This window comes from Pseudomonas sp. FP1742 (genome assembly GCF_030687145.1).
Classification (GTDB): Bacteria; Pseudomonadota; Gammaproteobacteria; order Pseudomonadales; family Pseudomonadaceae; genus Aquipseudomonas; species Aquipseudomonas frederiksbergensis_D.
This window is the reverse complement of record NZ_CP117460.1, coordinates 4,731,640-4,745,225: the sequence shown is the minus strand read 5'-3', so window position 1 is coordinate 4,745,225 and position 13,586 is coordinate 4,731,640. Positions and strand designations below refer to the sequence as shown.

Here is a 13,586-nt window from a genome sequence, read left to right as displayed (position 1 = left end):
GCGATGGCGGTCTGTCAGGCAATAAAAAACTACTGACTTAGCGCCGGACCTGCTTCAGGGTTTCAGCAATCAAAAACGCCAGTTCCAGGGATTGATCGGCATTCATCCGCGGGTCGCAATGGGTGTGGTAACGGTCCGACAACCCGTCTTCGGTAATCGGCCGCGCGCCGCCGATGCATTCGGTGACGTTCTGCCCGGTCATTTCGATGTGGATGCCGCCGGCATAACTGCCTTCCGCTTCGTGAACCTGGAAGAACTGCTTCACTTCGCCAAGGATCTGCGCGAAATCGCGGGTCTTGTAGCCGCTGCTGGCCTTGATGGTGTTGCCGTGCATCGGGTCGGAGCTCCAGAGCACCTGCTTGCCTTCGCGTTGCACCGCGCGGATCAGCTGTGGCAGGTGATCGCCGACCTTGTTCGCGCCCATCCGCGCAATTAGGTTGAGGCGACCGGGGTCGTTGTCCGGGTTGAGCACATCGATCAGGCGAATCAGGTCTTCAGGGTTCATGCTCGGGCCGACCTTCACACCGATCGGGTTGTGCACCCCGCGCAGGAATTCGACGTGAGCACCGTCCAGTTGACGGGTACGGTCGCCGATCCACAGCATGTGGGCCGAGCAGTCGTAGTAGTCGTTGGTCAGGCTGTCGCGACGCACGAAGGCTTCTTCGTAGTTCAACAACAGCGCTTCGTGGGCGGTGAAGAAACTGGTTTCGCGCAGCTGCGGCGAACTGTCCATGCCGCAGGCGCGCATGAAGGCCAGGGTTTCATCGATGCGATCGGCCAGGTGGCTGTATTTCTCGGCCAGTGCCGAGTTGGCGATGAAGTCCAGGTTCCATTTGTGCACCTGATGCAGGTCTGCAAAGCCGCCCTGGGCAAAGGCGCGCAGCAGGTTCAGGGTCGCGGTGGACTGGTGATAAGACTGCAGCAGACGATCCGGGTCCGGCACGCGGCTTTTTTCGTCGAAACCGATGCCATTGACGATGTCGCCACGGTAGGCCGGCAGCGTCACGCCGTTGATGGTCTCGTCATTGGCCGAACGGGGTTTGGCGAACTGGCCGGCCATGCGTCCGACTTTGACCACCGGGCAACCGGCGGCGAAGGTCATGACGATCGCCATTTGCAGCAACACTTTAAAAGTGTCGCGAATTTTCGCGGCGGAGAATTCGGCGAAGCTTTCGGCGCAGTCGCCGCCCTGCAACAGAAACGCCCGGCCCTGGGTGACTTCGGCGAACTGACGACGCAACTCCCGGGCTTCACCGGCAAACACCAGTGGCGGATAGCTCGCCAGGGTTTGCTCGACGTGCAGCAAATGCGCCGCGTCGGGGTATTGAGGTTGTTGCTGGATCGGCAGGGCGCGCCAGCTGTCAGGGCTCCAGGGTTGGTTCATTGCAGTCTCTAGTGTTTTACGCTCGGACGGTTATGTTATCAGCAATTAGTGCGTGACCTGTTCCCGTCGCTTCGCGGACAATCGCGTCTTTGCCGCTTTATGTTGCGGTTTATCGCGTTGCCGGGGTCGGTAACGATCAGGAGACGAAATGACTGAGGAGCGCGTCGAGCATTTGCTCGCCGAGGTACAGGATGAGTTCGGCGTGATTCGCGTGCTGGAAGTGGCCGATTACCGTTTTCTGGAATTCGGTGATGCCATCGAGCAGAGCTGCGTGTTTACCGCTGATCCGAGCTGGCTCGAATACGATTACACCCGGGCGATGCTGATTGGCGCACTGTGCCACGAGCAGCCGGACAGCGCGCTGTTTCTCGGGCTCGGCGCCGGCACGTTGACCCAGGCGTGCTTGAAGTTCCTGCCGCTGGAAGATGTCGAAGCCATCGAGCTGCGTCCGGACGTGCCACGCCTGGCCATCGAATACCTGGGGCTGGATGACGATCCGCGGCTGTACATTCGCGTCGGCGATGCCCTGGAACTACTCGATACGGCTGAACCGGCCGATCTGATTTTCGTCGACCTCTATACCGATGTCGGGCCGGGTGTCGGGCATCTGGCCTGGAGCTTTCTGGAAAACTGTCAGAAACGCTTGAATCCGGGTGGCTGGCTGGTGATCAACCAATGGGCCACCGACGACGGCAAGCCGTTGGGTGCGGCATTGTTGCGCGGGCTCTATCACCGGCATTACTGGGAACTGCCGGTGAAGGAGGGCAACGTGATCCTGATCGTGCCATCGGAGCTGGATCAGGAGCTGGACATGGACGGGCTGATCACCCGGGCCGAAGGCCTGGCGCCGCGATTGGGGTATTCGTTGCAATCGTTGATCAAGGCGATTCGACCGGCGACATAAGTCGTTGTCTGTTCGGGCCCCTTCGCGAGCAAGCCCGCTCCCACATTCGATCTTTGTCGGTCGCAAATTTGCGGTTCAACTCGGTCAACTGTGGAAGCGGGCTTGCTCGCGAAGGCTTCCTGCCCGTCAATACATGCCTCAAAGCCCTTTGAAAACCCCAGGCCGTTTCTCGACCAGCGACCGCACTCCCTCCTTGGCATCCTCGCTACTCAGCAATTTCTTCACCAATGCCGGCAATGCCTGGGCCGCCACGGTCTCACCCTCGTAGCGCGCCAGCCGGGCAGACATCAACGTCGCCTGAACCCCCAGCGGTGCCTGCCGGGCGATCCGCTCAGCCAGTTCGATCGCCCGTGGCAGCAGATCCTCACTGGCCATGACTTCCTGTACCAGGCCCAGATGCAAGGCATCATGCGCGTCGAACTCATCGCCGGTAAGCAGCCAGCGCATGGCATTGCCCCAACCGGCGACCTGATGCAGGCGCAAGGTGGCGCCGCCGAACGGGAAGAGCCCGCGCTGCACTTCCTTCTGGGCAAAGCGAGTATTGCTGGCGCACAGGTTGATGTCGGCGGCCAGCATCAACTCGATGCCAGCGGTCAGGCAATAGCCCCGCGCCGCGACAATCACCGGTTTGCTGACCCGGGGGCCGCCGAACACGCCCCATGGGTCGCAGCCACCCGGCGGGGGGTGCCAGCCTTCGGCCAGGGCCGAGCCGGCGCTGACCAGGTCGAGCCCGGCAGTGAAGTGCTCGCCATGACCGAACACCACAGCCACCCGCGCCTCGATGTCGGCCTCGAACTCGCCATAAGCCAGGCTGAGTGCATTGAGCAGGTCGAGGTCGAAGGCATTGCGTTTGGCCACCCGATCCAGGCCGATCATCAGGACATGACCGTGCCGTTCACGGGTTACACGACTGGGACTGGGCTGATTCATGGAGCATTTCCTCGGGCGGGAAGGGTGTGTCAGACCGAAGGTCTGTGTCACAAGGATGAACCGTTTTAGCGTCATCGCCAGCAGGGCCGGGCCTTTGCAAAATAGACGGTCGCACGATTATCCGCAAAGCCTGTGACACAACGGCGTACGCCGGTTTTTTCCGATAAAAAAAGCTCCCTTTTTGGCCGAATTCCGGTATAGTGCGCGCCGGCCTTTAACCGGGCCGCGTTTAGGTTGCGCAATTCCCCGAAGCCAGCTTCGGCTGCACGTCCGCCTGCGGACTCTTCCTTGACGATTCTTTTCATTCATTCGTTTTCGCAAATCCCCGCCGACAAAGCTGCCAGGGCGACTCTTGAGTCTCAACACGGCATGCGCAGCTTTGGAGCATGGGTCTTTGCGGATGCACTTAGAGGCAGACCCATGACCCAGGAAATCGGCGGCTTCGCCGCTCTTGAACTTCACCCTAATATTGTCGCTGCAGTAGTCGCTACCGGCTATGAAGAGCCTTCGGCCATTCAGCAGCAGTCGATCCCGATCATTCTCGCCGGTCACGATATGATTGGCCAGGCGCAAACCGGTACCGGTAAAACCGCTGCCTTTGCCCTGCCGATCCTGCACCGCATTGATCCGTCCAAGCGCGAGCCGCAAGCTCTGATCCTGGCCCCAACTCGTGAGTTGGCGCTACAAGTTGCAACCGCTTTCGAAACCTACGCCAAGCAAATGCCGGGCGTAACTGTTGTGGCTGTCTACGGCGGCGCGCCGATGGGCCCACAATTGAAAGCAATTCGTAATGGTGCACAGATCGTTGTCGCCACTCCGGGTCGTCTGTGCGACCACCTGCGTCGCGACGAAAAAGTCCTGGCTACCGTGAACCACCTGGTTCTCGACGAAGCGGACGAAATGCTCAAGCTGGGCTTCATGGACGACCTGGAAGTTATCTTCAAGGCCATGCCGGAAACCCGTCAGACCGTATTGTTCTCGGCCACCCTGCCGCAATCGATCCGTGCCATCGCCGAACGCCATCTGCGCGATCCGAAGCACGTGAAGATCCAGAGCAAGACTCAGACCGTTACCGCGATCGAACAGGCTCACCTGTTGGTTCACGCTGACCAGAAGACTTCTGCCGTTCTGAGCTTGCTGGAAGTGGAAGATTTCGACGCCCTGATCATGTTCGTGCGCACCAAGCAAGCGACCCTGGACCTGGCCAGTGCCCTGGAAGCCAAAGGCTACAAAGCCGCTGCGCTGAACGGTGACATTGCTCAGAACCAGCGTGAGCGCGTGATCGAATCCCTCAAGGATGGTCGTCTGGACATCGTCGTGGCGACCGACGTTGCCGCTCGTGGCCTGGACGTTCCGCGCATCACTCACGTGTTCAACGTTGATATGCCGTACGATCCGGAATCCTACGTTCACCGTATCGGCCGTACCGGCCGTGCCGGTCGCGAAGGTCGTGCGCTGCTGCTGGTGACTCCTCGTGAGCGCCGCATGCTGCAAGTGATCGAGCGTGTGACTGGTCAGAAGGTTGCCGAAGTTCGTCTGCCGGACGCCCAGGCCGTTCTCGATGCCCGCATCAAGAAACTGACCAACAGCCTGTCGCCGCTGGTGGCTGATGCCGAATCGACTCACGGTGATCTGCTGGATCGTCTGACTGCCGATATCGGTTGCAGCCCGCGTGCCCTGGCCGCAGCCCTGCTGCGCAAGGCTACCAACGGTCAAGCGCTGACCCTGGCCGCGATCGAGAAAGAGCGTCCACTGGTGCCGAACAATGCACCGCGTGGCGATCGTCCAGAGCGTTCCGGTGATCGTCCGGACCGTGGTGACCGCGAGCGTCGTGCTCCGATCCCGCTGGCTGAAGGTCGTGCTCGTTGCCGTACCGCGCTGGGTGCGCGTGACGGTATCGCTGCCAAGAACCTGCTGGGCGCCATCCTCAACGAAGGTGGTCTGGCGCGTGAAGCCATCGGTCGCATCCAGGTGCGTGACAGCTTCAGCCTCGTCGAGCTGCCGGAAGATGGTCTGGAGCGTTTGCTGACCAAGCTGAAGGACACTCGCGTTGCCGGTAAGCAGTTGAAGCTGCGTCGCTACCGCGAAGATTGATCCGCTCTCGGGCTGATTGATCGAACATAAAAAATCCCCGACTGGTTCGGGGATTTTTTTTGTCTGCTGTTTGTGTCCGGGTCTGTGGTGCGGCGACTCGCTGTATCAATCAGCCAAAGCGATAAATGTCCATCCCCAGGGCTCCCATGGTGAACCCCTGGTGAGCGACACTGAACTCACCCCCGGCCGCGCGGGCAAAGTACAGCGGCAGTAGATGCTCATCGCTCGGATGGTTGCGCACGGCGTTCGGAGCCTGTTGCCGATAGTCGTGCAGCGCGGCTTCGTCATTGGCTTCGAGTTTCTCGATCATCCAGTCGCGGAACGCCTTGGCCCAGGGCTCGACGCTTTCCGGGCCGGCGTGCCAGTCCAGCTCGCGCAGGTTGTGGGTGATGCTGCCGGAGCCGATCAACAGCACGCCGTGTTCGCGCAGGCTGGTCAGGGCATGGCCGACGCGGGTTTGCAGCGCCGGGCCGCCACGAGTGGGCAGCGAGACCTGCACCACCGGGATATCGGCCTGTGGATACATCAACGACAAGGGTACCCATACCCCATGGTCGAAGGGGCGCTGGGGGTCGATGCGCGCAGGCAGGCCGTCGGCCTTCAGCAGCTCGACAACTTCCGCCGCCAGTTGCGGATTGCCGGGTGCCGGGTACTGCACCTCGAACAAGGCCTGGGGAAAACCACCGAAGTCGTGCCAGGTTTCAGGTTGAGGGTTACCGCTGACCAGCAATTCGCTGCTTTCCCAGTGCGCAGAGACGATCACGATGGCTTTGGGTTTCGGCATTGCGGCGGCCAGACGCGCAAGGGCTGGCCCACTGGCGCCTGGTTCCAGGGCCAGCATGGGGGAGCCGTGAGAGATGTACAGGCTGGGGAACATAAATAAGCTCCTGAGAGTAAGATGGCACCATCTTCAGTCAGATCATTGATCTAAATCTAATATAAGTTTTAGGGTCTTTTGATCGAATTTTTCGGGGTTAATTATGCAGCCGGAGTTTTGGCACAAACGGTGGGCGTCGAATCAGATCGGCTTTCATCTGCCGGAAGTAAATCCCTACCTGCAGCGGTTCTGGCCACAGCTGGGCCTTGACGAGGGTTCTCGCGTGCTGGTGCCGTTGTGTGGCAAGAGCCTGGACCTGTTATGGCTGGCGCACTGCGGTCACGAAGTGCTGGGTATCGAGCTGTCGGAAAAGGCCGTCGAGGACTTTTTCAATGAGCATCAACTGGACCCGTCAGTCAGCGAGCAGGGGCCTTTCAAGGTCTATCGGGCGGGGTCGATCGAGCTGTGGTGCGGAGATTTCTTCGAGTTGACGGCAGGCGACGTCGCCGATTGCAGTGCGCTGTACGACCGCGCGGCGCTGATCGCCTTGCCGCCGGCGATGCGTGAGCAATACGCGGTTCATCTGATACGTATTCTGCCGAAGGGTTCTTTAGGGCTTTTGATCACGCTCGATTACGACCAGAAGCAAATGGCCGGGCCACCGTTTGCAGTGCTTGATGACGAGGTGCAAAGGTTGCTGGGCGCTTCGTGGGAGCTGAAGATTCTGGAAGACCAGGACGTTCTGGGTGAGAGCTGGAAGTTTCTCGAGGCCGGTGTGACGCGGCTTGAAGAGCGGGTTTATCGGGTTTTCAGCCATTAAGATGTGTTGAGTTTGCTGGCCTCATCGCGGGCAAGCCCACTCCCACAGTTGACCGAGTTGTCTAATGTGGGAGCGGGCTTGCCCGCGATGAGGTCCTGAAGAGCACCACACCATTCAGCAGACAAAAAAAGGCCCGCATTCACTGCGGGCCTTTGCTTTTAGCGCGGAACCTGTCAGCCCCGACGACGCAGTGCGTCGATGCGCTCTTCCAGTGGCGGGTGGCTCATGAACATGCGGGCGAACCCTTGTTTGAGACCACCGTTGATGCCGAAGGCATTCAGGGTATCCGGCATGTGCACCGGCAGCCCTTGTTCTGCGCGCAGACGCTGCAGGGCGCCGATCATTGCGCTGGTGCCGGCCAGGCGTGCGCCGGCATCGTCGGCACGGAATTCCCGTTTGCGCGAGAACCACATGACGATGGCGCTGGCCAGAATGCCCAGGACCAGTTCGGCGAAGATCGTTGCCACGTAGTAGGCAATGCCCTGGCCTTCTTCGTTCTTGAAGATCACCTTGTCGACAAAGTTGCCGATGATCCGGGCGAAGAACATCACGAAGGTGTTCACCACGCCCTGGATCAACGCCAGGGTAACCATGTCGCCGTTGGCCACGTGGCCGATTTCGTGGGCCAGAACGGCTTTCACTTCATCCGGTGAGAAGCGTTCGAGCAAGCCCTGGCTGACCGCGACCAGTGCGTCGTTCTTGTTCCAGCCAGTGGCGAAGGCGTTGGCTTCATAGGCCGGGAAAATCCCGACTTCGGGCATCTTGATCCCGGCTTCGCGGGACAGTTGCTCGACGGTTTGCAGCAGCCATTGCTCGTGCCGGGTGCGTGGCTGGCTGATGATCTGGGTGCTGGTGCTCATCTTCGCCATCCACTTGGAGATGAACAGCGAGAACAGGGAACCGGCGAAACCAAAGACCGCACAGAAAACCAGCAGCTGATTGAGGTTGAGATCAACCCCGTTGGCCGCCATGAACCCGTTGAAGCCGAAAAGGCTCAGGGTGATGCTGGCAATCAGCACGACCGCCAGGTTAGTGGCCAAAAACAGCAAGATGCGCATCATGGTTGTAGAAATCTCCTCGTGCTAAAGATGTAGCGTACTGCGGGGTATATAAGGTGCTGCACCGGGCTATTCAACCGGGTGACTATTTCAAACTGTGTCCTACGGCAACAGTCTAGCTGCTTGAAGGGCATTTCTGACGTCAGCATGGGAAACGGTTGTCAGCCGATTAGCGTCGCAGGCCCCGCCATTGTTGGGCGCGGGTATGAAACGGGTCGTCGGTCAGCAGTTGCGACAGCGAGGCAGGGCAGGGCACACAGATGTGTTGCTGAATTAATCACCGTGCGACGTTCACCCGCGTCGCACGGTGACAGGCCATTTACTGGCGGTAGGACTTGAGGAAGTTGCCGATTCGGCCGATGGCCTGATCCAGGTCGTCGACCCGTGGCAGGGTGACCACGCGGAAGTGGTCCGGCCATGGCCAGTTGAAGGCTGTGCCTTGTACCACCAGCAGCTTCTCCGAGAGCAGCAGGTCGAGCACGAATTTCTCGTCGTTGTGGATCGGGCAGACTTTCGGGTCGATCCGCGGGAATGCATACAGCGCCCCCATCGGCTTGACGCAGCTCACACCCGGAATGTCGTTGAGCAGTTCCCAGGTGCGATTGCGCTGTTCCAGCAGGCGCCCTTGGGGCAATACCAGGTCATTGATGCTCTGGTAGCCGCCGAGTGCGGTCTGGATCGCATGCTGGCTCGGCACGTTGGCACACAGGCGCATGTTGGCCAGTATGTCGAGGCCTTCAATGTAGCTCTGGGCGTGGTGCTTCGGGCCGGAGATGGCGACCCAGCCGGAACGGAAACCGGCCACGCGATAAGACTTGGACAGACCGTTGAAGGTCAGGCACAACAGGTCTGGTGCCAGCGAGGCGGAGCAGATATGCACGGCGTCGTCGTACAGGATCTTGTCGTAGATCTCGTCGGAGAACACCACCAGATTGTGCTGGCGGGCGAGTTCCAGCATGCCCAGCAGGACTTCTTTCGAATACACCGAACCGGTGGGGTTGTTCGGGTTGATGATCACCAGGGCCTTGGTGTTCGGGGTGATCTTGGCCTTGATGTCGGCCAGGTCCGGCCACCAGTTGGCCTGTTCATCGCACAGGTAATGCACCGGGTTACCGCCCGCCAGGCTTACGGCGGCGGTCCACAGCGGATAGTCGGGGGCCGGCACCAGTACTTCGTCGCCATTGTTGAGCAGGGCCTGCATCGACATCACAATCAGCTCGGAAACGCCGTTGCCCAGGTAGATGTCTTCAATGCCGACGCCTTCTACCTGCTTCTGCTGGTAGTACTGCATCACGGCTTTACGGGCGCTGAACAGGCCCTTGGAGTCGCTGTAGCCCTGGGCGGTCGGCAGGTTGCGGATCACGTCCTGGAGGATTTCATCCGGCGCTTCGAAACCAAAGGGCGCCGGGTTGCCGATGTTCAGCTTGAGGATACGATGACCTTCCTCTTCCAGTCGTTTGGCGTGCTTGAGCACTGGGCCGCGAATGTCATAGCAGACGTTGGCGAGCTTGTTCGATTTGCTGACCTGCATGGCGATGTGTTCCCGAAAATGAACGATCCAGGCGGCGTATGAACGACCGTACTGGGAATCCTGCGTATTCACACAGGCCTGACGCCTCGAATGGCGGCACTCATAATCCGTTTGAATGCGCGTGGTCTGGCTGCCAGACTGGCGTTTGACGAGGCGCAATCATACGTGCCGCCTGATCCGTGGAAAAGATACAGATCAGGCTTTTTCAGCTGCTGAGGTGTATCAATGGAAAAGTTGGAAAAAACCCTGGAAGAATGGCGTGCAATGCTCGATCCGGAGCAATACAACGTTTGTCGCCTCAAGGGCACCGAGCGGCCGTTCTCCGGCAAATACAACGCCACCAAGACCGACGGTGTTTACCACTGCATCTGCTGCAACGCACCGCTGTTCGACTCCAGGACCAAATTCGATTCCGGCTGCGGCTGGCCGAGCTTTTACGCGCCGATCGAGGACAGCGCGATGGTCGAGATCCGTGATATCAGCCACGGCATGATCCGCACCGAAGTGGTCTGCGCCAAATGCGATGCGCACCTTGGGCATGTGTTCCCGGATGGTCCGCCACCAACCGGTTTGCGTTATTGCATCAACTCGGTGTGCCTGGACCTCGTTCCCCGGGAATAACCTGCTGATGTCGCGCGTCTAGCTGGTGTACGCGGGAGCAGCCTTCGGCAGCTCCTGGCGATGATGGGCGCGCTTCGGGCATCTATTGATTTATTAAATTGCACACAATTCAATTGCTCGCTATGTTTGATCTTCCTTCCTTCGGAGTTCGTGCCATGAGCGACAACCTGCTGAGCATCCCTTGCACCACCATCAAGGGTGAGCAAAAGACCCTGGCCGATTTCGCCGGCAAAGCGGTGCTGGTGGTCAACACCGCCAGCAAATGCGGTTTCACCCCGCAGTACAAAGGCCTTGAAGAGCTGTGGCAGACCTACAAGGATCAAGGCCTGGTGGTGCTCGGCTTTCCGTGCAATCAGTTCGGCCAGCAGGAGCCGGGCAACGAAGGGGCGATTTCCGAGTTCTGCGAGGTGAATTACGGGGTGAGTTTCCCGTTATTCAAGAAGATCGAAGTCAACGGTGCCGGCGCTCATCCATTGTTCGTGCAGTTGAAAAAGCGCGCGCCGGGAGTGCTCGGATCTCAGGGCATCAAATGGAACTTCACCAAGTTCCTGATCGGCAAGGACGGTCAGTTGGTCAAGCGCTTTGCTCCGGCCACCAAGCCGCAAGCCCTGCGCCGCGAGATCGAAGCCCTGCTCAAATGAACACGTTGTCAGTCGATTCGCTGAAGCTCGACAGTCAGCTCTGCTTCAAGCTGTACGCCGCCTCTCGAGCGGTGATCCGCGCCTACAAGCCGATGCTCGATCAACTGGGCCTGACTTACCCGCAATACCTGGCGATGCTGGTGCTGTGGGAATGGCAGGAGGCGGCGCCGGAGCAGCCGACGGTCAAGGCCTTGGGCGAGCGACTGGCGCTGGATTCCGGGACCCTGACGCCGCTGCTCAAGCGTCTTGAGCAACTGCAACTGGTGCAGCGTCAGCGTTCGGCCCGTGACGAGCGCGAGGTGCACTTGAGCCTGTCACCCACCGGCAAGGCATTGCGCGATCAGGTCGGGCCGCTCAAGGCCCGCCTGTTGTGTGATAGCGGTATCGATCTGGATCGCTTGAGTGATCTGCGCGAAGGCCTCGATCACCTGTTGGGGCAAATCAAAGCGCTGACGTAGTGGGTATCCACAAGTCGAGCAGGGCCGCCAGTTCTTCCCGGCGGAAGGGTTTGGCCAGGTAGTCGCTCATGCCCGCCGCACGACAGCGTTCGCGTTCTTCGGACATGGCGTTGGCGGTCAGGGCGACGATGGGCAGCTGAGGCCAGCGCCCGCTGCGACGGATCTGCCGGCTGGCTTCATAGCCATCCATCACCGGCATGTTGCAGTCCATCAGCACCAGATCGAATTCGCTTTGTTCGAGCTGATCCAGAGCTTCGGCGCCATGGGCCGCGACGCTCACCTCGCACCCGAGTTTGCCGAGCATTCCCTTGGCCACCAATTGATTGACCGGATTGTCCTCTACCAGCAGGATGCGCCCGCGTCGCTGGGGTGAGAGCGCTTCGACCCGGGCACCGTTGATCGTGTTGAGTTCCGGTTGCAGGATCCGCCGCAATGTCTGGTAAAGCGCATTGCGGGCCAAAGGCCGAGCCTGCTGCTGCAAAGGTGCCAGAGCATTGGCTTGCTCGCTGGGCAGGAAACTGCCGTAAGCGGTCACCAGCAGAATCGGCGCGCCGAAGGTAGGGCGAAGACCAAACAGGCATTCGGGGCAGTCGGTGATCAGTACATCCGGCTGCAGACCGATCAACCGGTCATCGATGGAGCGTTGTTGAAAATCGAGCCCCCAGCCAGGTAACAGGCTGCTCAACAATTCCGCCAGACCGCTGCTGGCGGCAGTGATCGCGATGATGTTGCCCCGCAGCGCTTCCGGGGGAATGGCGCGGGTGTGGCAGGGCAGCGGCAGGTCGGCGCAGAACTGACTGCCGAAGCCCGCTTCCGAGCTGATCGTCAGACGCCCTTGCATGGCCTCGCAGAGGTTATACGTCAACGCCAGGCCCAGCCCGGTACCGCCGAATTGTCGGGTAATGCCGGCACCTGCCTGAGTGAAGGGCTGGAAGATTTTGACCTGCGCGTCCTGGGCGATGCCGATGCCGGTGTCGCAGACTTCGATCCGCACGCCGTCTTCGAACGTCGAAAGACGCACATCGACTCGCCCGAAACGGGTGAACTTGAGGGCGTTGGACAACAGGTTGCTGACGATCTGCCGGACCCGGGTCGGATCACCCAGCACCAATGCGGGAAATTGCGGGTCGATCAGACACGTCAGTTCGACACTGGGCGCGGCGTTCTGGGACAGCAGGTTGGCGGTGTCTTCGATCAGTGAGCCGAGGTCGAATGGAATGTGTTCGAGTTCGAGCTGGCCGGCATCGAACTTCGACAGGTCGAGAATATCGTTGAGCAGTTCCACCAGCACTTTGCCCGAGTCATGGGCGATGGACAGCTGTTGCTGCTGTTCGGCATTGAGCGGGCCGTCCAGCGAGAGCGCGATCATCCCCAGCAGGCCATTGAGGGGCGTGCGGATTTCATGGCTCATGTTGGCCAGGAACACCGAGCGTGCCTCGGCCATGTCCAGGGCGGTCCTGCGGGCGACTTCCAGCTCCTCGTTGGATTGGCTGAGTCGGGAGTTGATCGCCTTGAGTTCCGCGGTACGGGCCGAGACGATATTTTCCAGTTGCGAGAGGTAGTCGGTCAGGCGGTTTTCGGCGTTGCGTCGCTGCTGGATTTCGGTGGCGATGTTTTCGAACTGCTGATTGGCAACCTTGACCAGGACCCCGATTTCATCGTTTTCATGCCCCAACGGATACTCCAGCCAGGTCGGCTCCGCAGTGCGAGGGTCACGGCCGCTGAGTTCGCGGATGACCCGCACCAGCGGTTTGGTCAGCATCACGTAAAACAACGCCAGCAGAATGCCCGTGAGGATCAGGCTGCGTGCGAAGCCATTGAGCAGAGTCACTTCGGCCCGGCGCAGGAAGCGACTGCCGAAGGTGTAGGTGTCGACTTCCAGGTGCAAGGTCCCGAGGGATTCTTCCGGCAAATGGTCGAGGTAGAGGCGGTCTTCGAACTGTCGGTTGGCACCGAACAGGAAGTCGCTGATCATCCGGTAATTGCTTTCCAGGCCGGGGCGTTTGACGCTGGCCAGCACGCTATTGTTGTTGTCGGTCAATTGCGCGCCGATGATCGCCGGGGAGCGCAACAGGCCCAGGGTCAGCTCCTGGGCGAGTTCGGCGTCTATGTTGTAGGCGATGCGGGACGCGGGGTTGTGGCTGATTTCCAGCAAAGACAGGATTTCGCGGTTGATGGAGGCGTCTTCGCTGGCATAATCGATGCCTATTTGCACAAGGCTGAGCAGCGTGCCCAGAATGAAGCCGACCAGCACCGTAAGCTTGGCTTGCTTGTACGACAGCCGCTGGCTGAACTTGATATCCATGGGATGTTGAACCACTTCCGTTT

Annotated in this window: 11 protein-coding genes and 1 pseudogene; 6 read left to right on the top strand and 6 right to left on the bottom strand. The window is 60.0% G+C overall.

Annotated features, from left to right (window positions below):
• Positions 1-37: 37 nt before the first annotated feature.
• A complete protein-coding gene (locus tag PSH64_RS21445; RefSeq protein WP_105343289.1) occupies positions 38-1,384 on the bottom strand; it encodes a class II 3-deoxy-7-phosphoheptulonate synthase in 1,347 nt (448 codons plus the stop codon).
• 148 nt (positions 1,385-1,532) lie between these two features.
• On the opposite strand from PSH64_RS21445, the gene PSH64_RS21440 reads away from it, so the two are divergent.
• Positions 1,533-2,288, top strand: a complete 756-nt coding sequence (locus PSH64_RS21440) for a spermidine synthase (RefSeq protein ID WP_105343291.1) — start codon at positions 1,533-1,535, stop codon at positions 2,286-2,288.
• A gap of 138 nt (positions 2,289-2,426) precedes the next feature.
• Here the strand turns inward: PSH64_RS21440 and PSH64_RS21435 are convergent, their stop codons facing one another.
• Positions 2,427-3,218 carry a crotonase/enoyl-CoA hydratase family protein gene (locus tag PSH64_RS21435; protein WP_105343292.1) on the bottom strand — a complete coding sequence of 264 codons (792 nt, stop codon included), beginning with the start codon at positions 3,216-3,218 and terminating at the stop codon, positions 2,427-2,429.
• 386 nt (positions 3,219-3,604) lie between these two features.
• On the opposite strand from PSH64_RS21435, the pseudogene PSH64_RS21430 reads away from it, so the two are divergent.
• A pseudogene (locus tag PSH64_RS21430) lies at positions 3,605-5,312 on the top strand (DEAD/DEAH box helicase).
• Positions 5,313-5,421: 109 nt separating this feature from the next.
• On the opposite strand, the gene PSH64_RS21425 reads toward PSH64_RS21430, so the two are convergent.
• Entirely contained in the window at positions 5,422-6,189 is a 768-nt protein-coding gene (locus PSH64_RS21425; RefSeq protein ID WP_305478602.1) for a class III extradiol ring-cleavage dioxygenase, read from the bottom strand.
• A gap of 103 nt (positions 6,190-6,292) precedes the next feature.
• Here PSH64_RS21425 and PSH64_RS21420 point away from each other — a divergent pair, with 103 nt between their 5' ends.
• The gene (locus PSH64_RS21420; protein ID WP_305478600.1) at positions 6,293-6,949 is read left to right on the top strand and encodes a thiopurine S-methyltransferase; all 657 of its coding nucleotides are present in this window, start codon (positions 6,293-6,295) and stop codon (positions 6,947-6,949) included.
• 173 nt (positions 6,950-7,122) lie between these two features.
• Here PSH64_RS21420 and htpX read toward each other — a convergent pair whose 3' ends face one another.
• On the bottom strand, positions 7,123-8,010 hold the full coding sequence (htpX, locus tag PSH64_RS21415) for a protease HtpX (RefSeq protein WP_105343296.1): 888 nt from the start codon (positions 8,008-8,010) through the stop codon (positions 7,123-7,125).
• A 316-nt stretch (positions 8,011-8,326) separates the two neighbouring features.
• Positions 8,327-9,538 (bottom strand): pyridoxal phosphate-dependent aminotransferase, encoded by a 1,212-nt coding sequence (locus PSH64_RS21410; RefSeq protein WP_105343297.1) that lies wholly within the window; start codon positions 9,536-9,538, stop codon positions 8,327-8,329.
• Between the two features lie 225 nt (positions 9,539-9,763).
• Between PSH64_RS21410 and msrB the strand changes: the two genes are divergently transcribed.
• From msrB to PSH64_RS21395, 3 genes are all read left to right on the top strand, one after another.
• Complete coding sequence (msrB, locus tag PSH64_RS21405) at positions 9,764-10,159, top strand: peptide-methionine (R)-S-oxide reductase MsrB (protein ID WP_305478597.1); 396 nt, start codon at positions 9,764-9,766, stop codon at positions 10,157-10,159.
• A 155-nt stretch (positions 10,160-10,314) separates the two neighbouring features.
• Complete coding sequence (locus PSH64_RS21400) at positions 10,315-10,800, top strand: glutathione peroxidase (RefSeq protein WP_305478595.1); 486 nt, start codon at positions 10,315-10,317, stop codon at positions 10,798-10,800.
• A complete protein-coding gene (locus PSH64_RS21395) occupies positions 10,797-11,258 on the top strand; it encodes a MarR family winged helix-turn-helix transcriptional regulator (protein ID WP_105343303.1) in 462 nt (153 codons plus the stop codon). Before PSH64_RS21400 ends, PSH64_RS21395 begins: the two co-directional genes overlap by 4 nt.
• On the opposite strand, the gene PSH64_RS21390 is transcribed toward PSH64_RS21395, so the two are convergent.
• Positions 11,242-13,563 carry a response regulator gene (locus PSH64_RS21390; protein WP_305478593.1) on the bottom strand — a complete coding sequence of 774 codons (2,322 nt, stop codon included), beginning with the start codon at positions 13,561-13,563 and terminating at the stop codon, positions 11,242-11,244. The two genes, PSH64_RS21395 and PSH64_RS21390, sit on opposite strands and share 17 nt — an antisense overlap.
• Positions 13,564-13,586 lie beyond the last annotated feature (23 nt).